Annotated in this window: 17 protein-coding genes; 12 read left to right on the forward strand and 5 right to left on the reverse strand. The window is 47.7% G+C overall.

Translation table 11 applies throughout. The features are described 5' to 3' along the window. Nucleotides 1-47 precede the first annotated feature (47 nt). The 3 genes from QFZ48_RS28790 to QFZ48_RS28800 all read right to left on the reverse strand — a co-directional run bounded on the left by QFZ48_RS28790 (nt 48) and on the right by QFZ48_RS28800 (nt 1,500). Nucleotides 48-650 carry an RNA polymerase sigma factor gene (locus QFZ48_RS28790; RefSeq protein ID WP_429047416.1) on the reverse strand — a complete coding sequence of 201 codons (603 nt, stop codon included), beginning with the start codon at nt 648-650 and terminating at the stop codon, nt 48-50. Between the two features lie 119 nt (nt 651-769). After that, nucleotides 770-1,114: a TfoX/Sxy family protein gene (locus QFZ48_RS28795; protein ID WP_429047415.1), complete on the reverse strand. Its 345-nt coding sequence runs from the start codon at nt 1,112-1,114 to the stop codon at nt 770-772. A gap of 5 nt (nt 1,115-1,119) precedes the next feature. After that, on the reverse strand, nt 1,120-1,500 hold the full coding sequence (locus QFZ48_RS28800) for a nuclear transport factor 2 family protein (protein WP_429064910.1): 381 nt from the start codon (nt 1,498-1,500) through the stop codon (nt 1,120-1,122). 108 nt (nt 1,501-1,608) lie between these two features. Between QFZ48_RS28800 and QFZ48_RS28805 the strand changes: the two genes are divergently transcribed. Next, nucleotides 1,609-2,016, forward strand: coding sequence for a winged helix-turn-helix transcriptional regulator (locus QFZ48_RS28805; RefSeq protein WP_429047413.1), 408 nt, complete (start codon nt 1,609-1,611; stop codon nt 2,014-2,016). A gap of 14 nt (nt 2,017-2,030) precedes the next feature. Here QFZ48_RS28805 and QFZ48_RS28810 read toward each other — a convergent pair whose 3' ends face one another. Continuing rightward, nucleotides 2,031-2,495, reverse strand: coding sequence for a hypothetical protein (locus tag QFZ48_RS28810; RefSeq protein ID WP_429064912.1), 465 nt, complete (start codon nt 2,493-2,495; stop codon nt 2,031-2,033). A 551-nt stretch (nt 2,496-3,046) separates the two neighbouring features. Between QFZ48_RS28810 and QFZ48_RS28815 the strand changes: the two genes are divergently transcribed. Together QFZ48_RS28815 and QFZ48_RS28820 are read left to right on the forward strand one after the other, a co-directional pair. Beyond that, entirely contained in the window at nt 3,047-6,142 is a 3,096-nt protein-coding gene (locus tag QFZ48_RS28815) for a SusC/RagA family TonB-linked outer membrane protein (protein WP_429064913.1), read from the forward strand. Between the two features lie 11 nt (nt 6,143-6,153). Next, on the forward strand, nt 6,154-7,794 hold the full coding sequence (locus tag QFZ48_RS28820) for a SusD/RagB family nutrient-binding outer membrane lipoprotein (RefSeq protein ID WP_429064914.1): 1,641 nt from the start codon (nt 6,154-6,156) through the stop codon (nt 7,792-7,794). Between the two features lie 219 nt (nt 7,795-8,013). Here QFZ48_RS28820 and QFZ48_RS28825 read toward each other — a convergent pair whose 3' ends face one another. Continuing rightward, entirely contained in the window at nt 8,014-9,762 is a 1,749-nt protein-coding gene (locus tag QFZ48_RS28825; protein ID WP_429064915.1) for a glycosyl hydrolase family 18 protein, read from the reverse strand. Nucleotides 9,763-10,341: 579 nt separating this feature from the next. Between QFZ48_RS28825 and QFZ48_RS28830 the strand changes: the two genes are divergently transcribed. The 9 genes from QFZ48_RS28830 (at nt 10,342) to QFZ48_RS28870 (ending at nt 17,323) form a co-directional block, all read left to right on the forward strand. Then, nucleotides 10,342-10,914: a DUF4255 domain-containing protein gene (locus QFZ48_RS28830; RefSeq protein WP_079467627.1), complete on the forward strand. Its 573-nt coding sequence runs from the start codon at nt 10,342-10,344 to the stop codon at nt 10,912-10,914. Nucleotides 10,915-10,945: 31 nt separating this feature from the next. After that, nucleotides 10,946-11,773, forward strand: coding sequence for a hypothetical protein (locus QFZ48_RS28835; RefSeq protein WP_429064917.1), 828 nt, complete (start codon nt 10,946-10,948; stop codon nt 11,771-11,773). A 17-nt stretch (nt 11,774-11,790) separates the two neighbouring features. Beyond that, nucleotides 11,791-13,293, forward strand: a complete 1,503-nt coding sequence (locus QFZ48_RS28840; RefSeq protein WP_429064919.1) for a phage tail sheath family protein — start codon at nt 11,791-11,793, stop codon at nt 13,291-13,293. A 45-nt stretch (nt 13,294-13,338) separates the two neighbouring features. Beyond that, nucleotides 13,339-13,794 (forward strand): phage tail protein, encoded by a 456-nt coding sequence (locus tag QFZ48_RS28845; protein ID WP_079467630.1) that lies wholly within the window; start codon nt 13,339-13,341, stop codon nt 13,792-13,794. An 81-nt stretch (nt 13,795-13,875) separates the two neighbouring features. Next, nucleotides 13,876-14,349 (forward strand): phage tail protein, encoded by a 474-nt coding sequence (locus QFZ48_RS28850; RefSeq protein WP_429047405.1) that lies wholly within the window; start codon nt 13,876-13,878, stop codon nt 14,347-14,349. Between the two features lie 2 nt (nt 14,350-14,351). Beyond that, entirely contained in the window at nt 14,352-14,519 is a 168-nt protein-coding gene (locus QFZ48_RS28855; protein WP_370910132.1) for a DUF5908 family protein, read from the forward strand. Next, on the forward strand, nt 14,516-15,187 hold the full coding sequence (locus QFZ48_RS28860; RefSeq protein WP_429064921.1) for a CIS tube protein: 672 nt from the start codon (nt 14,516-14,518) through the stop codon (nt 15,185-15,187). The genes QFZ48_RS28855 and QFZ48_RS28860 overlap by 4 nt, the downstream gene beginning before the upstream one ends. 6 nt (nt 15,188-15,193) lie before the next feature. After that, entirely contained in the window at nt 15,194-17,002 is a 1,809-nt protein-coding gene (vgrG, locus tag QFZ48_RS28865) for a type VI secretion system tip protein VgrG (protein ID WP_429047402.1), read from the forward strand. 18 nt (nt 17,003-17,020) lie between these two features. Beyond that, nucleotides 17,021-17,323: a PAAR domain-containing protein gene (locus tag QFZ48_RS28870; protein WP_370910129.1), complete on the forward strand. Its 303-nt coding sequence runs from the start codon at nt 17,021-17,023 to the stop codon at nt 17,321-17,323. The last annotated feature ends 2 nt before the right edge of the window (nt 17,324-17,325 follow it).

Consider the following 17,325-nt stretch of genomic DNA (forward strand, 5'->3'; position numbering starts at 1 on the left):
ACTGTTAATAAAGGCAACCGTACCGGTTGAATGCAAAAAAAATTTTCCTATAGAAAGAAAGAGAGCAGGAAGCCTATGATCAGGACGGAGGATTCGTACTGGTTGCTCATATAGGTCCTGATATAACGGAGGATCTCCACGAGGGAATTTTTAACGGTAGGCACGGAAATGCCCAGTTGCACAGCTATTTCCTGGTTACTTAACCCTTCCCGGCGGCTGAGGTAGTAGATGGACTGCTTGCGGCTGGAAAGACCGTTAACCGCCTTTTGAACGATATTGGCCGTTTCAGCTGCCAGCACTGCCTGCTCGGTGTAATCGCCGCTTTCATGGATATTTGCCCATACCTGTTCATGCAAACGCTTATTCCTTGCCACCCGTGAGAGATGATCAAACACCTGGTTGCGCGTCATGGTATAGATATACTTTTGTGGAAGCTGGATATTGGCAAGGTTTAACCTGTTTTTCCAGATTTTCAGGAACACATCCTGCACTACCTCCTCTGCATCGGTTCTGGAATGAGTGAACTGGAGAGCGAATGCGAATAAACGCAAGCGGTAGCATTCAAAAAGCGCTTTAAAGGCTGGTTCATCCCCTTCAGCAATAAGCCGGAAGAGCGCTTGTTCACTATTTAGCTCATTTTCTTTTTTCATTAAGTTCCCTGTACAAGGTAAATTTAGTCCTTTTTTTCTTATCAAAAAATTTGCCTTGCCGGCGGGAAACTGCTTGCCCCTCCTGCTCCAGGTTGCCCTGGTAACCATCTATAGCGATTTTATTTCTTACCTCTTACCGGTGTATTTTCCTGCTTATTAAATTCAAGGGCAAGTGTTAACCAGTAATTAAAATCTCTTTTCGTTTTAAGATGCTCTTCATTTACATATACAAATCCTTTGTACTCCCGTCCTCTCATGATGACTGTACGGCAGCCTTCTTTTTTTATCGCTTCTTCATGAATACCGGGGTCAATGCGGCACATCATTTGTCCTGGGCCTGCTGTCAGGCACATTTTATTATTCACCATAAAGGCAATCCTGCCAAACATTTTCTTCTCTTCAACATTGGGCACTTGTGCGAGTGCCTGCCGGATTTTCTCCGCCAGTTTTTCACTGTAGGGCATAAAAATTATTTGGGGATATGCTTATCAAAAGTAAGCGTATCAAAGAAGATTGTCAGTGCATCTAATTTTCCGTTCTTTGCCTTCCAGATCTCCGCTACATCGCCATTGATGCTTGCTCCGTCGGGAAATATAAAATCGTAATTTCCGATTACACAGGCATTTTCACCGTCTATGATCATTTCCTTCACCCGCATTGTTTTGAATGCCCGTGAAAATCTTTTAATCACTTCTATGTACGCCGCTTTTCCAACAACAGGCGCCGTTTTTGTCATATCGCCGCCGGTGAATTTAAAGTCGTCGGAGATGACCGTCTCCCATCCTTCTTTCCTGGCAAAGCCATTGTAATAAATTTCGAGTAATTGTTTTGTTGACGTGGAGGTTTCCATTTTTTTCTATTTTTAAAGAATCAGGAATTGCAATCTTAGTTATTGCATTTTGCAAGTAAAAATAATAAAGTTATTGTAAATTGCAAGTACTTTTTAAAATCAGTCAGTATGGAAAAAGTCAGGTCGGATTGCCCCATCAGTTGCTCGCTGGATGTTTTTGGAGACCGGTGGTCGCTGCTGATCATCAGGGACATTATGCTCAGGGGGAAATTGTCTTACAGTGAGTTCCTGGAGTCGGAAGAAAAGATCGCCACCAATATCCTGTCGAACAGGCTGAGCGTGCTGGAAGCAGAAGGTATCCTGTTAAAGCGGGTATCACCGGCGAATAAGTCGAAGTTCCTTTACAGTCTTACGCCAAAAGGAATAGACCTGTTACCCATCATCATTGAAATAATGGATTGGGGGGCAAAATACAATGTAAATTGTCCGCGAAGAGAACTTGGAAAGAAGATAAAAAAAGATAAAGCCGGGGCCGTTAAGGAATATTTTGCAAAGTTGAAAAAGCAGTTCAGGTGAGAGGTTGCACCCTGTTATTTACGCTTCAGATCTTCCCCCTTCCTGGTGTATAATACAATACACGGACACGGCGGATGTAAATCCTGGAATACTTTTGCGAAGGCGAAATCCGACAGCGGGCGCGTGGCCACTATAGACGCAGGCACTTCATTCTCATCTATGAAATATTGTACCCCGGAGGAACAGGAAAGCACGCTGCTGGATTGCCACCCTGGCGGTAGCTCCCGGTTCAGAAAATCCAGCACAAAGTATTCCCTGCCGGGGTTGATGGGGTCCCGGAGATCAAAAGTATAATGTTCAATGGCCCTGAATTCCTCCCGGATGACATATTGCTTATTTAACGCCGCATGCCTGTTCTGCCAGCGTGCCTTTACCCTTACCTCCTTTAACTTTCTGGGTTTTGTGGTATCTGCTTGCTGTTGCTGCGCCATTGCAAAAAGGGGCAGGGAGAAAAAGAAAATAAAAATAATGCGAATCATTACAAGGATTACACAGATCAGCAGGATAAAGTACCCTGCTTTTTTGGATGGCGTTGCCTTTTTTTTCCAGTACTGTATTGGGTTCTATCAATATGAGCAGGATGCCCGGTTATACTGATATCGGTTATCATTTTAATCCGGGCCCCGCCGCCCCCAAATCGGACATAGTGCATGGGGAGTGCATGGGAAGTCCATGGGGAGTGCATGCGAACAGTATTAAAACCGCATGGATGATCCATGATATACCCATGTTTGACCCATGGATGAAGCATCCGGGAAATAACCGTGTCCCAAAGGACTTTTATTTAACCGTCATCTTAAATACCAAATAGAAAACAGGTGAATTTAATATTAACTCTGAATGTTTTTTGCCATTACCTTAGTGAAAGTTTATGCTTATAGAGAATCGTCATTTTTAGTTACCCGTACTATGTAGTTTAACCAAAATCGTAGTTCGTACCTATTTGTAAACAAGATCCTGTAACAACCTGTAAACCTAAACACGCGTATAGTTTCAACCAAATATCAAGCTTCATTTAAAACAACAGAACATGAGAAATCCTCTCCGGTTATTGGCGATATTATCGCTGGTATTCCTGATGTTACCCAACATTGCTTATGCACAGGAGCAAAAACTCATTACCGGCATTGTGTTAGCCGATGATGGTAATCCCCTGCCTGGCGTCACCGTCAGAATCAAAGGTAGCAACCGTAATACACAAACCAATGCTACAGGGCATTACCGCATTGCGGTAACTCCGGGAGAAGTCCTGGAATTTTCCTTTATCGGCTATGAAAGCCAGAGCATTCCTACCGGGAAAAGCCCGACAATCGACGTGAAAATGCTGACGAGCGCCAGTTCGCTTGAACAGGTGATCGTTACCGGTATGGGTATCAAAAAAGAGAAAAAAGCACTGGGTTATGCCGTGCAGGACATCAAATCGGCTGAACTGCTGAAAAACAAGGATCCTAACCTGGTGAATTCCCTCAACGGTAAAATTGCTGGCCTGAACATCACCAACTCCGGTGGCGCACCCGGCGCTTCTGCCTCAATTATTATCCGCGGAGGTACCTCCCTGGAAGGAAACAACCAGCCGCTGTTTATCATTGATGGTATGCCAATGGACAACTCCACCGGGCAGGGCGACAACAGCGCCTTCGATGGATCTATCAACCAGAGCACCACTTATAGTAATCGCGCCATGGATATCAACCCCGAAGATATTGAGTCCATTTCCGTCCTGAAAGGCCCCGCTGCGGCTGCGCTTTATGGTCTCCGTGCTGCTGCCGGCGCTATCGTGATCACCACCAAAAAAGGTACCACCGGAAATGTAGCCGGCTCCGTTACCAGCCGCTATATTACCAACTGGGTAAACCGGCTGCCCAAACAGCAAAGTATCTATAAACAAGGCTCCAATTATAACGGCACCTTTACCGATCAGACGGCGATGTCGTGGGGAAATAAATTTGACCCGGGCGAGAAGATCTATGATAACATGAAAGACTTCTTCCAGACAGCCAATGCGTTTGATAACAGCTTCACCATTTCAGGAGGTACTGCCACCGGCAACTTTTATCTCTCCGGGTCTAACCTCAACCAGTCAGGTGTAGTGCCTTCCACAGACTTCAACCGTTCTACCGTGCGGTTTAACGGCGAACAGAAGATCGGCATTTTTACGTTTGGCGTAAATGCTACCTATGCGCGGAGTGAAACGCAGAAAACACTTACCGGAAGCGGCTTATGGGCCTCCGGCGGTTCCGGTTATATGGAAAGCATTGTGGCCTGGCCACGGAACGATGATATGAAAGTATGGCTGAATGCAGATGGCTCCAAGCACCGGCTGCTGCCGGATATTCCGCTGGATACCGACATCGACAATCCTTACTGGATCATTAACCGTAACCCGCAGTCGGATAAAACCAACCGCTTTATCGGTTCTGCTTATGTAAATGTAAAAGTAACCAGCTGGTTTGACGCTACCTACCGCCTGGGCATAGACAACTACTACACGCAGCTGCGTAATTTAATTTCCCCGGGCTCCAGTGTCAAAGAAGGCTGGCAGAAAGGAATGCTGTCGGAAACAGACCGGAACTACAATTATGTAAACTCCAACCTGATGCTGAACTTCCACAAAACCTTTCATAAAGACTGGGATGCCAGCCTGCTGCTGGGTACTACTACAGAAGACAGCTACACAAAATCCAATTCTGCCCGTGCAGAAAGTTTCCAGATACCCACCTTTATCAGCATTAACAATGCTGCCAAGGAAAACCAGTACATCAGCCAGGGAATCAGCCGCAGAAGGTTGGCCGGCTTCTATGGCGACCTGCGCTTGTCATACAAGAACATTGTATTCCTGAGCGCTACCGGTCGTAACGACATTGCCTCTACCCTGCCACCTCAGAACCAATCGTTCTTTTACCCTTCATTAAGCGGAAGCCTGGTGTTTACGGAGCTGATCCCCAAAAACAATATCCTGAGCTTTGGTAAGCTGCGTGCTTCCTGGGCGCAGGTGGGTAAAGACGCTCCTACCTACCAGACCAACACTTACCTGTTCGGGCCTGAGCTTACTATTGGCGGCGGCTTCCGCAACTACTGGTCGAGAGGAAACGATAACCTGAAACCGGAAACAACTACCTCTACAGAATTTGGTACCGAAATGCGTTTCCTTAACGGCCGGCTCGGATTTGATTTCACCTGGTATGTTACCACCAGCCGCGACCAGATCCTCACGCCCCGCGTAAGCAATGCCACCGGTTATATCCTCAGCTCTGTGAATACCGGTACCATTGAAAACAAGGGGATTGAAATATCCATTAACGCCACGCCGATAAAGAAAAAAGATTTCAGCTGGGAGGTAATGCTCAACGCGTCGCATAACAACGGCGTGGTAAAATCCCTGCCGGGCTCCCTGCCTATCCTGTATGTAACTGATGTCCACCTCGCAGTAGGCCAGGCTGCTTCCTTTGATGGTGGCGTGTTTATGGGCGTAAGCGGCTCCGTATGGCAGAAAGATGAAAACGGCAACCTGCTGCTCGACTGGAACACCGGCTACCCGATTCCTACCACCGCCCTTACTACGTATATAGGTAACCGTGAGCCCGACTTTCTCGGAGGGTTGAACAACAGTTTTACCTATAAGCAATTTAACTTTTCCTTCCTCTGGGATTTCAGGGTGGGCGGAGATGTGTTTAACGGCACCGACTACCTGCTGACCTCCTACGGCCTGAGCGAACGCACCGAAAACAGGAACAGCGAAATTTCCTTCAGCGGTGTAGCTAAAAATCCCACCACAGGAAAATTTGAACCGGTAACGAAAACAGTGGTGCAGTCGGAGAAATACTACCGCGATGTGTATGTAAAGAACGCGCCTTTCTTCCTGGAAAAAGTAAACTGGATGAGACTCCGTTCTGTTTCCCTCTCCTACTCACTTCCCAGAACATGGCTTAGCGGCGCACGCTGGCTGAGGGATGCCACAGTAACCGCTACCGGCACCAACCTCTTACTGCTGACGAACTACTCCGGCATGGATCCTGAAACCAGTACTGCCGGCGCCGGCGTAATAGGCTCCGGCTCTTCCGGCATCGACTATTGCGGGGTACCTGCCACAGCAGGATTTGCCATTGGTTTAAATCTTAAATTCTAAACGTGCGGAAAATGAAAAAAATACTCTTTATCATCAGCCTGTCGTTTGCACTTGCCTCCTGTAAGAAATGGGTGGACATCAACGACAATCCCAATAGCGCCAATTCATCTGTACCCACCGCCGAACAACGGCTGCCGCCACTCATCGCCCAGTTCTGCGATGCATATGAAAGCACCGGCACCCGGGCAGCCTATCTTTCACAACAACTCGCTTCCGTATACGTCAGCGGCGGAAGTAACTACAATCTTACTGCCTGGGTATCTAACAGCACCAACATACAATGGCCGTGGCAATGCTGGTATGTAAATACCGCCGTAAACGTGGCGCCACTCATCACCGCCGCAGAAAAAGTACAGGCGTATCATTATATCGGCGCCGCCAAAATCATGAAAGCATGGGGCTTTGGCACCCTCGCAGATGTATACGGCATGCTGCCATATGACCAGTTCGACGATCCCACCACTATCACGCCGAAATTTGACCAGGCATCCTACGTTCAGGAAAAAGTGCTGGCACTGCTGGATGAAGCCATTGCGGACCTTCAGAAAACACAGGGACCTACTGCGCCTCCGCTGGCCAAAGGAGATATCCTCAACAACGGCAGCACCGACAAATGGATCCGCCTGGCCTACGGCTTAAAAGCACGCTGGTTGAACCACACCTCCGCATTGCCTGGCTTCAACCCACAGGCCGTACTGGATGCCACTTCAAAAGGCGCACAGTCGAAAGACCAAAGCGCCGTGATGCAATATGTAGATGAAGGTCCAACCGTCACCTCTTCTGCCAAAGAAGCATTACAGTACACGAATACAGCTACCACCGCCAGGATCACCAAACTGTACATGGACTACCTCACCAATAACTACACCGGCGCTCCTACAGGCATCAATAATATGGAAGATCCAAGAGTAGACCTGCTCATTCCAAGCATGGCCGACCGGAACGGCGTACTGCACCGCACACAGGGCGTAGACATGACTTCCGGTATTACCAATACGGGTCCATTGTCATACACCTACAGTACGACTAATAATACGTTCTCTAACAAGGATTCCATTTATGTGATCCTGCGTAAAACACCGTATGCCCCAACGGCTACCGACCGTATACAATCCACCGGTACCTGGTACACAAAAAGAGGCGCTAAAGGATTATTGTTTACCAATGCGGAACTGCGTTTTATTGAAGCGGAAATTCTTATTAAGCAGGCTAAAAATACAGAGGCATTAACAGCCTACAAAGCCGGCATCCGTGCGCATATGGAACTGCTGGATATTCCCGCCGGAACCATCGACGCATTCCTCAACAGCAGCTCCGTAGTGCAGCTGCCGGCATTGCTCACACTCAGCAATATCATGATCCAGAAATACATTGCGTTGTCTTACTCCCCCGAAAACTGGGCAGACCTCCGCCGGTTAAATTACTGCACCGACGCCGCCGGAAACTATAACGAAACAACCGGCGTTTATAAAGGATTTAAACGTCCGGCGCATGTTAACACGCTCTATTACCCGGCCCAAACCGATTGGCCACGCCGCTTTGCGGTACCCAGCTATGAAATCAATTACAACAGCACACAGGTACTGAATGCAGACCCTACTGCCAGCAGCCCGACGTATATCAGCCAGCCAGTGTGGTGGAATAAGAAGTAAACGCGTAGGTTGTCTTTCTCAGGATTACGCTGATTTTACTGATTACCTGGATTTTTACATTTGGATTTTTTTAGATTTTTAGATTTTCTTAAAAATAATAATTAAGGGAGATAAGAGCGATATCCGCTTCTATCTCCCTTAATCCTTTATAAAATCCAAAAAGTAAAAATCCAGGTAATCAGTAAAATCAGCGTAATCCTGAGAAAGACAACCTACGCTCTACGGCACATCATCATCTTTAAAAAATGGTTGCAGGAAGAAGTGCATGATCAATAATCCCAGCACAAAACCAATACCCAGTATGGCCAGCACACTCATTAGCGGCACACTGTGACACTGACCTGGTATGCTGCTGATCCCTACAAACGGTATTTCCTTATTTAGAAAAAGCGCCATAAAGCCACTGACCACCGTAAGCAGGATGAGTACAATCAATAGTATCAATAATTTCTTTCGCCACTTCCAGTCGTCCCCTTGTGTTTTTACAAAATAAAAGTACACAGCACCCGCCATCAGCACTAAAATAAAAAAACCGATGGTGAAATAAATAAAGTAAACATCCCCTTCATACTGCGAGGCATCCACGCTGCATGGATCTTTGAACAGTATAGCGTATATGCTCAATTCTCTTTTTATGCGCTGCCAGAACGTGAGATGCTGCGGGATGGGGGGATACAGCGATACCGTATCAAGAACAAGCGTGTCTGTTACCACAAATTTATCTACCAATGCATCCCACAGGTCTGTGGTGCCGTTATCGGCGCCCAATGTCCATATTGCGATGCCACCTAGCTCATTCTTCATTACAAAGTCATACTTCATCGACATGCTGATGCCATCATCAAACCAGATCTCCTCCTTTACTACGCCATACTGATCTTTTACTTCTATAAAAAAAGTAGCGGTGGTTTCATCGAAGATGGCGACAGTATCCGAAGGGTACTGCTTGCGGATATCGCTGTAGCTAACGTAGCGACTGAAAACATCCGGGTTGCCATCTCTTCCTTTTTTCCATACGGCGCCGTAGTAAGGCAATAACAAGGAAAGTTGTGCAGGCGGAATATCGCCTTGCAGGTAACGTGAAACAGCGCCTGTCAAAGACTTTGACGCATTGCCATCCAGTGGTGCAAGCGGTCCTGCCGTTTCGCCGCCCGCCTGTGTAAAATCAATGATAAAGTAATCGACATAACTGTGGAGTGCACGCAGATCGTAGTTATAGGAAGGGTCGTACGGAGGTACAACTACATTAATTTTAAAGTTCTTATTTACATTTTTCAACGCACCGGAAAGCCCAATGATAAAGCTGCTGAAAGCGGCACGTTGATTACCGGGCAGTGCCTGAAAATAGATAGTAACCCCATCTGCTTTTTGCTGCACCAACAAACGGGCAAGGCTATCCGAAAACGTTGCCTGTGCATTTTTATTTTTGAGAAGGGCGAGTATGTTACTGCTTTTTTTATCAAGAAAAAGAAACTGCAGGTTGCATCCTGCCGACAGCGCATCGCCCACAGACTTCACTTCATCCTGCTGAAAGGCTGGCTGGATACGGCCAGTCTGGCCATCAACCAGGTATCCGAGGAAACTGTAAGTACTCAGCGCATTAAAATTGTACGTCGTATATCCCTGCTCCATCCAGTATGGCTGGATACCCATTACATTTACTTTTTGTGAAAGCCGGAGCAGGTAACGCGCGCCCACACTATCGCTCAGCCGCAATGTATCTACCTGGTCGGGGGGCCGTCCGTACAATGAGCGGATAGCGGTAAGATGAGCGGCTTTGGTATTTTCTGTTTCCTGTTCCTCACTCTTCTTCTGCAGGATGGGCATCATCTTATCCACCAGGGCATCAAGATCAGTTCCGGGCACCGCACTATCGGGTTCCTGCACCGGTTTTTTACTGCTGGTATCAGCCGGCGGATTTGCAGCCTGCGAAGCATGACTTAATGCAATGGCATTGAGCAGTGACATCAGCGAATCAAATTGCTGGTTTTCTGTTTTGGTTAATGCCTCGTTTAATTTCCGTATGTCATCCTTACTAACTACCAGTGAATCTGTTAACGTTTGGTTGATAACATATAAAACGCGGGCGCGCTCGCGCGCGTGAGCATTATATCGAAAACGAAAGGCTTTTAAAATCCGTTGTATGAGCTTAGTGTTGGCGGCAGTATCCGATGGCAGCTTTGGCGGCTTCGGCAATTTAGGCGCTGGTGGCGGCTTTGGCGGCTTTGGTAATTTAACTGGCGACTCCTGGAAATAATGGCGCACACTCCTGCTGTTGCCGTATGCGGTGCTATTGCAATGAAAAAAAACGAGGAATGCAATTATGAGGGCGGTTATTTTTTGAGCGGGATTCATCAGGATGCTTAAGATAATAAAAGATAGAAAAATATTTTTTCAAATAAAAATAAATAAATCGCTTTTTTGAATTTATATTGCGACATCAACATGAAAACTCAATTTCATTTCTCAAAATAACGAACACCTTTTTCAGCCCGGACAATTTACAGGACAGTATACATCTCGCGATAAGAATTAAATACCATTCCAATGATCTATGAGGCCCTTAGCTGTGTTACAGAAGATATTAACAATAACCTGAAGCGAAAATTACAGATCAACGAAGATAAAGTGATACTTTCCGGTATTGTAAACCAGGATGGTTCCGTAGCGATACAGGGCGAAAACAAAATGCTTGTAACGCTTGTCAATGTTGAAAAAGAGACAGCAAGAACATCCGTTTCAAATACCGGCGCCGGCATGTACAATACCTCGGCAGCAGCGGTATCCGTGAACCTCTATGTATTATTTTCTGCTTACTTCAGCAGCAATAACTACGCGCAGGCTTTAAGATTTCTTTCCTACACCGTCGCCTTTTTTCAGTCGAAAAATACCTTTACCGCACAGAATACACCTGCGTTAGATGCCGGCATCAGCAAGCTTGCCTTTGAACTGGAAAGTCCCGGAGCCGACAGGCTAAACAACATGTGGGCTACGCTGGGCGCCAAGTACATGCCATCCGTTTTGTACAAGGTGCGCATGCTTACGTTCGACGATTCCATCATCAAAGAATACAGGCCAGCCGTTGCGGGCACTGCCGGAGAAATGTTACCGGCGAGATAAATGTTATCCTTAGCTAGTTTTAAAAACTTGAATGAAACAGCAATATGAAATACTGACTACTATCCGCTATCGTCATGATTTTTTCCAGGCGCTATCCTACGAAGGCATAGGCATCCGCATGTCTGCCGCTACCGGAAAACAGTTACTGAATGCAGATCTGATGCTTAAACAACAGGCATCCGGGTTCTTGTTGCTATACAACACACTGGGCGCTGGAAAGCGCACCAGGAGCGACTTACTGCAAGACAATACCATGCTAACCTTTGAAGTAATCCTGAAAGATCCGCTGTTTTATAACTATACTGCTATTGATGCCGGCAGCATTACTACCCAATGCTTTATGTTTGGCAATGATGCCGCTAATGCACCAGGCGTTTTACACCGGCATCCATATGCTGATGCAGCAGACCTGTACGGAACAGATACGTTGACGGAACCCTTTTTTACAAAACCGTTCGGATTGCTGACATTGGTGCTGAATGACTCCCTACAGGATAACTATGAGATCAGGTTTCAGGCCCGGAGCACCTACTGGTGCTACTACCTGATGAGTGAACAGCTGGCAGCGCTGCCACACCCGGTAATCCTCAACAACAGCGGAACTTCCTGTTTCAGCGAGCCATTGCTGGCAGCGCTGCCTGAGCGGAATAACGTACCGGTACTGGTATCAAATGACCCTATCCCACTTTCGGATAGGACTCCTGACATACTAAAACTGGCAAACCGGCTATCGGAGGAAGACAACAAACACAAAATCATCATCTCCCCGCTCCCGTCGCCGGAAGTCAACAGGATATCTGCTGCAGGAAGATCGTGGTATACCAATGGAAAAACGTACTCGGAAATATTTTTATACTAAACAAAAAATCACCTAATATGGCATCAACCTTCATGACCCCTGGGGTTTATATTGAGGAGAAAAATGCGTTCCCCAGTTCCATTACCGCTGTGGAAACTGCAGTGCCTGTGTTCATAGGCTATACGCAGAAAGCAGAAAGGAATGGTAAATCCCTTATCCACAAGCCCACCAGGATCACGTCTTTCGCAGAGTACCTGGAATACTTCGGCAGTGAGTTCAAACCTAAATTCACGCTGGCGGACGCAGATCCCAAGGTGAAGCAGGAAACCTTTAACATCAACGGGAAGCCGACCGTGGTCCAGATTAAAGACAATAACACGGCCTACTTCTACAACAGTATGCGGCTTTTCTTCGGCAATGGCGGAAGCCTCTGCTACATCCTGTCGGTTGGCACCTATGGCAGCGGAGCAGATGGCGTTATCATTGCAGCAGATGATTTCATTGGCTCGGACACCAAGCCCAATGTATTTACCCTGCTGGAAAAAGAAGCTGAACCCACGCTGATTGTAATGCCCGACATCATTGCACTGGGAGCAGATGCCTATACTACGGTGTACTCACAGGTATTACAGCATTGCGCCAACATGCAAAGCCGCTTCGGTATCTTCGACCTGGTAAAACAAAAACCATCGGACGTACTGGAAGATGTGGTGGGCGTATTCCGGGAACAGATCGGCGTTAACTCGCTCAACTACGGCGCTGCTTATCATCCCTGGCTGAAAACTACTATTGTGCAGCCGGATGAAGTGGACTTTGAAAACCTGGATGCCAGCGTAGACCTGGAAAAATTATTACCCGAACCAGCGGCTGCGCAGATCATCACCAAATTTAAAACCAACGCCACACCTGATAAAAATACCAAAAAGAATTTCCATCAGTCGCTGAAGGCTGCCAGTCCTACCTACGTGCATATCCTCGAGGAAGTGCGTGCGCAGATGAATGAACTGCCACCAAGTGGAGCATTAGCGGGCATCTATACCCTGATAGATAATTCACGCGGCGTGTGGAAAGCCCCTGCCAATGTATCTGTGAGCATGGTAACCGCCCCCACGGTTAACATCTCCGGTGAGGAACAAAAAAATCTCAACGTGGATATCATGGCAGGAAAGTCTATCAATGTGATCAGGCCATTTACAGGCGTAGGTACCCTGGTATGGGGCGCCAGAACATTGGATGGCAATAGTCTCGACTGGCGTTATATCAACGTGCGGCGCACGCTCATCATGATTGAGCAATCTGTAAAACTGGCTACCCGCGCTTATGTGTTTGAATCCAATGATGCCACTACCTGGATCACGGTAAAAAGCATGATCAACAACTTCCTGCAAAACCTCTGGAAACAGGGCGCACTGGCCGGCGCCGCACCGGAGCAGGCTTTTGATGTACAGGTAGGTCTTGGTGCTACTATGACACCCCAGGACATCCTGGAAGGCAGGATGCTGATCACCGTAAAAGTAGCGCTTACACGTCCTGCTGAATTTATCATCATCACCTTCCAGCAGCAAATGCAGGAATCTTAATCCACAACTAAAAAATCTATTCAATAACTTTTAAAACTTGCAATTATGGCAGATGACGGCTCCACCCAATCACAGGCCACCTGGCCTATGGTAAAGTTTTCTTTCAAAGTCATGTGGGATGGCAAAGAGATCATATTCCAGGAAGTAACCGGGCTTACTTCCGAAACACAGGTAATAGAATACCGCGGCGGCAGTAATCCTGTATACTCGGTAGTAAAAATGCCGGGGATCGCCAAGTTCAATAATATCACCCTGAAGAAAGGTATCTTCAAAGGAGATACTACCCTGTGGGATAATTATGATCTCATCAAAATGAATACCATCAAGCGTTCCACCATTGTAATCAGTTTACTGGATGAAACCGGTCAAACCGCGATGAACTGGACACTGACCAATGCGTTTCCCTGTAAAATGACGGTTACCGATATGAAATCCGATGCCAATGAAGTGGCAGTGGAAACCATGGAAGTAGCGCATGAAGGACTGCATTTAACCAAATAAAAACGGACAACGGGTAGCGAAGCCGCAGGAATGACTTCGTTATCCGTTACTCCGCTTATTCACGGCTTCAAATAAATTGTCATGCCTATTCCACCACCACCGCCCTCGTCGGCCCAAACGCCTTTTTATCCACCGGTGGGATTTTATTTCAGGGTAATGGTGCCGGGAATCACCGGCAGCAATGAAGGCAGCTTCCAGGAAGTAAGCGGACTAACCGCCACCATTACGCCATTGGAAGTAAAAGAAGGGGGAGAAAACAGGTTTATCCATCGCCTTCCGCAGGCGCCCAAATATGGCAACCTGGTGCTCAAAAGAGGCATGCTCACCGGCTCTCCGCTGATACGCTGGGCGCAGAACAGTATCAATCTTTTTACCTTCTCGCCCGTGGCGGTAGTAGTAAGCCTGATGAATGCAAACCGCGGACTGGTAGCCTCATGGCAATTTGTAAATGCCTATCCCGTAGCATTGAAAGTATCAGAATTCAAAGCGCAGGAAAGCGTTATTGCCCTGGAAACACTGGAACTATGCTATGACTATTTTCAACAAATCAGTTAGTTATGCCTTTGGAAATAAGAGAACTGGTGATCAAAGTCACCATAGAAGAACATCCCCCGCAGGCAACAGGCCATACCGGCGTTAAAGACCTGCAAGCCCTGAAAGATAAGATAGTAAGGGAATGCATGGATAAATTAATTACTACCATAGAGAACTTACCCGCAAGATGAACCCTACAGGAGGACCCACGAAATTGTTACTGGCAGGCTATGCAGATCCGGAAGCTACGGAATTGATCGACAGCGTATCCGCCGTAATCAACCCGGACAATTATACGCTCAACTATACCATCAATTATAAAAACACAGATGAGCAGGGCGCAGTAGCGCCTACACAAATTTTCAGCAGCATGGAGTCGGGTAACTTCGACCTCGAACTGCTGGTGGATGGAACCGGCGTAATCCCTATTCCCGGCGGATTAACAGTAGACGCCTATATCGAAAAAGTGATGAACATCGCGTATAACTACCAGGGAACAGACCACCGTCCCAACTACCTGCGCATCACCTGGGGAAATACCAACTTTACAGGCGTATGTAAGAACATCAACATTAAGTACAGCCTGTTCAGCACTACCGGCGTGGCTTTGCGTGCAGTGATCAAACTCACTGTAATAGAGTCGGTAGCCTTTGCAACGAAAATAAAAGAATCCGGTGTGTCATCCCCGGACCTTACACATATGCGGACCGTACTGGCCGGCGATACCCTGCCGTTAATGACCTATCGTATTTACGGTGAACCCGGTTATTATATGGAAGTGGCCAGGGTAAATGGTTTGAATAGTATCCATGATATTAAACCCGGCGACGGACTCTATTTCCCTCCGCTAAAGAAATAAATTCCCATGGCAGCAGTTGTACCTATCAATATAGCAGATCCTACCCTGCAATATACCATCACGGCAAACGGCACCGCTGTGCAATACACGTACCCTGTCATATCTGTAACAATACATCATGAACTGAACCGGATCTCCTATGCAGAAATCATGTTGTCTGATGGCACTACAGCGAAAGCATCTACAGGTGTGATCGGCGATTTCCCCGCCAGTGACAGCGACAGCTTTTTGCCCGGGAACACCATCACCATTACTGCCGGATATGGTAATACCGGTGAAGAACTGATTTTCACCGGCGTGGTGGTGAAGCAGTCCATACAGGCCACCGACCAGGGTTTCCACCTGATCGTCACCTGTAAGCACAGCGCCGTGCAGATGACCATCACCAAAAAAGATGCAGTGTTCATCAATCAAACAGATAGCGACATCATGTCCACGACTGTTAGTAATAACGGTTTGAGTGGAGATATACAAAGTACCAGCGCGCTCAACGAACTGGTGTTTCAGAAATTTTGTACCGATTGGGATTTCCTGTTATCACGTGCGGAGTTTAACGGCTTCGTGGTATCACTGGTAGGTCCCAAAATAGTGGCCGCCCCTCCGGTAGTAAGCGGAGAGCCGGTGGTATCTGTAGCTTTCGGTGAATCGCTGATCAGCTTCAACGCTTCTGTAAGCGCCGAGAAACAGGTACCTTCTCTCACCGCTGCCGCATGGGACCCGCAAACATTGGCCATGATTACCGCTACCGCCACGGAACCGGGACTGAATGCGCAAGGTAACCTGGAAGCCACCACACTGGCTTCCGCGCTGCATCAAACGCCGCTGCAGCTGGTATCCAATTCGCCGCTGGCACAGGAAACTTTGCAATCATGGGCCAACAGCACCCTGCTCCGTATGCGGCTGGAATCCATCAGCGGGCAGGTATCCTTCATGGGCAACGCCACCGTATGGCCCAACACATTGATCACCTTAGCCGGCGTGGGCGCACGCTTTAACGGCAACGCCTACGTATGGGCCGTAACACATACACTCAAGGAAGGCGTTTGGAATACCAACGCAAAGTTTGGGTTGAACAGCAAACCTATTTATGAAAGGGAAAATTTTTCCTACTCCCCGGCAAACGGGCAGCTGCCGGCTATACAAGGACTTCAGCTGGGCACCGTAGTCGCCATTTCTGAGGACCCTGCCGCAGAGTACCGCGTGCAGGTGATGCTGGCCAGTACCGCTACCGGTCAGCAAGGCACCTGGGCCCGGCTGTCTACTTTCTATGCCACCGCCAGTGCAGGTGCCATATTTTTCCCGGAAGTAGGCGATGAAGTAGTAGTGGCTTTTATTGAAAATGATCCGCGTTACCCGGTGATCATCGGCTCCTTATATGGCAAAATGAAAACGCCGCCGGTAATTCCCGCAGATAATAACAATTACATCAAGGCGCTGTATACAAAGAGTCAGCTCAAAATTAGTTTTGATGATGAGAACAAGATCATCACCGTGATTACACCGGGAGGCAACAGCGTGGCACTGAATGACACATCGCAGGAAATAGTGATCCAGGACCAGAGCAGTAACAGCATTACCATGGCACCGGCAGGCGTTACCATAAAAAGCGCCAGCGACCTTACATTGCAGGCCACGGGGCAGCTCAAACTGAATGGCATGTCAGTGAATGTTGCCGCCACTACCGCACTGGAAATGAGCGGCGCCACACTGTCAATGTCGGCCGACACCACGCTCAGCGCTACCGGTAATACCTCTGCTACCCTCTCTTCTTCTGCTGCCACCATCATACAGGGAGGCGTAGTAATGATTAATTAAAACGATAAAAAATAAATTATGGGACAACCCGCCGCAAGGATCACAGATATGCATGTATGCCCGCTCATTACACCTGGACTGCCCCCTATTCCGCATGTGGGTGGCCCCATAGTAGGGCCGGGTATGCCCACTGTTTTAATCGGCGGCATGCCCGCCTCCGTAATGGGCGACCTGTGCACCTGTGTGGGACCGCCTGATTCTGCCATCATGGGATCGTTCACCGTGCTCATAGGCGGAAGACCTGCGGTACGTATGGGCGACACCACCGCCCACGGCGGCGTAATTGCATTAGGATGTCCAACGGTATTAATAGGAGGTTAACA

This window comes from Chitinophaga sp. W2I13, from assembly GCF_050434005.1.
In the GTDB taxonomy this organism is placed as follows: domain Bacteria; phylum Bacteroidota; class Bacteroidia; order Chitinophagales; family Chitinophagaceae; genus Chitinophaga.

What these genes read in the sequence shown, in the direction of transcription:
- QFZ48_RS28805 (WP_429047413.1), top strand. Translation starts at nt 1,609, where the DNA reads ATGGAAAAAGTCAGGTCGGATTGCCCCATCAGTTGCTCGCTGGATGTT.
- QFZ48_RS28845 (WP_079467630.1), top strand. Translation starts at nt 13,339, where the DNA reads ATGGCAGATGACGGCTCCACCCAATCACAGGCCACCTGGCCTATGGTA.
- QFZ48_RS28840 (WP_429064919.1), top strand. Translation starts at nt 11,791, where the DNA reads ATGGCATCAACCTTCATGACCCCTGGGGTTTATATTGAGGAGAAAAAT.
- QFZ48_RS28790 (WP_429047416.1), bottom strand. Translation starts at nt 650, where the DNA reads ATGAAAAAAGAAAATGAGCTAAATAGTGAACAAGCGCTCTTCCGGCTT.
- QFZ48_RS28795 (WP_429047415.1), bottom strand. Translation starts at nt 1,114, where the DNA reads ATGCCCTACAGTGAAAAACTGGCGGAGAAAATCCGGCAGGCACTCGCA.
- QFZ48_RS28850 (WP_429047405.1), top strand. Translation starts at nt 13,876, where the DNA reads ATGCCTATTCCACCACCACCGCCCTCGTCGGCCCAAACGCCTTTTTAT.
- QFZ48_RS28825 (WP_429064915.1), bottom strand. Translation starts at nt 9,762, where the DNA reads ATGTCACTGCTCAATGCCATTGCATTAAGTCATGCTTCGCAGGCTGCA.
- QFZ48_RS28830 (WP_079467627.1), top strand. Translation starts at nt 10,342, where the DNA reads ATGATCTATGAGGCCCTTAGCTGTGTTACAGAAGATATTAACAATAAC.
- QFZ48_RS28870 (WP_370910129.1), top strand. Translation starts at nt 17,021, where the DNA reads ATGGGACAACCCGCCGCAAGGATCACAGATATGCATGTATGCCCGCTC.
- QFZ48_RS28820 (WP_429064914.1), top strand. Translation starts at nt 6,154, where the DNA reads ATGAAAAAAATACTCTTTATCATCAGCCTGTCGTTTGCACTTGCCTCC.
- QFZ48_RS28855 (WP_370910132.1), top strand. Translation starts at nt 14,352, where the DNA reads ATGCCTTTGGAAATAAGAGAACTGGTGATCAAAGTCACCATAGAAGAA.
- QFZ48_RS28860 (WP_429064921.1), top strand. Translation starts at nt 14,516, where the DNA reads ATGAACCCTACAGGAGGACCCACGAAATTGTTACTGGCAGGCTATGCA.
- QFZ48_RS28835 (WP_429064917.1), top strand. Translation starts at nt 10,946, where the DNA reads ATGAAACAGCAATATGAAATACTGACTACTATCCGCTATCGTCATGAT.
- QFZ48_RS28800 (WP_429064910.1), bottom strand. Translation starts at nt 1,500, where the DNA reads ATGGAAACCTCCACGTCAACAAAACAATTACTCGAAATTTATTACAAT.
- vgrG (WP_429047402.1), top strand. Translation starts at nt 15,194, where the DNA reads ATGGCAGCAGTTGTACCTATCAATATAGCAGATCCTACCCTGCAATAT.
- QFZ48_RS28815 (WP_429064913.1), top strand. Translation starts at nt 3,047, where the DNA reads ATGAGAAATCCTCTCCGGTTATTGGCGATATTATCGCTGGTATTCCTG.
- QFZ48_RS28810 (WP_429064912.1), bottom strand. Translation starts at nt 2,495, where the DNA reads ATGATTCGCATTATTTTTATTTTCTTTTTCTCCCTGCCCCTTTTTGCA.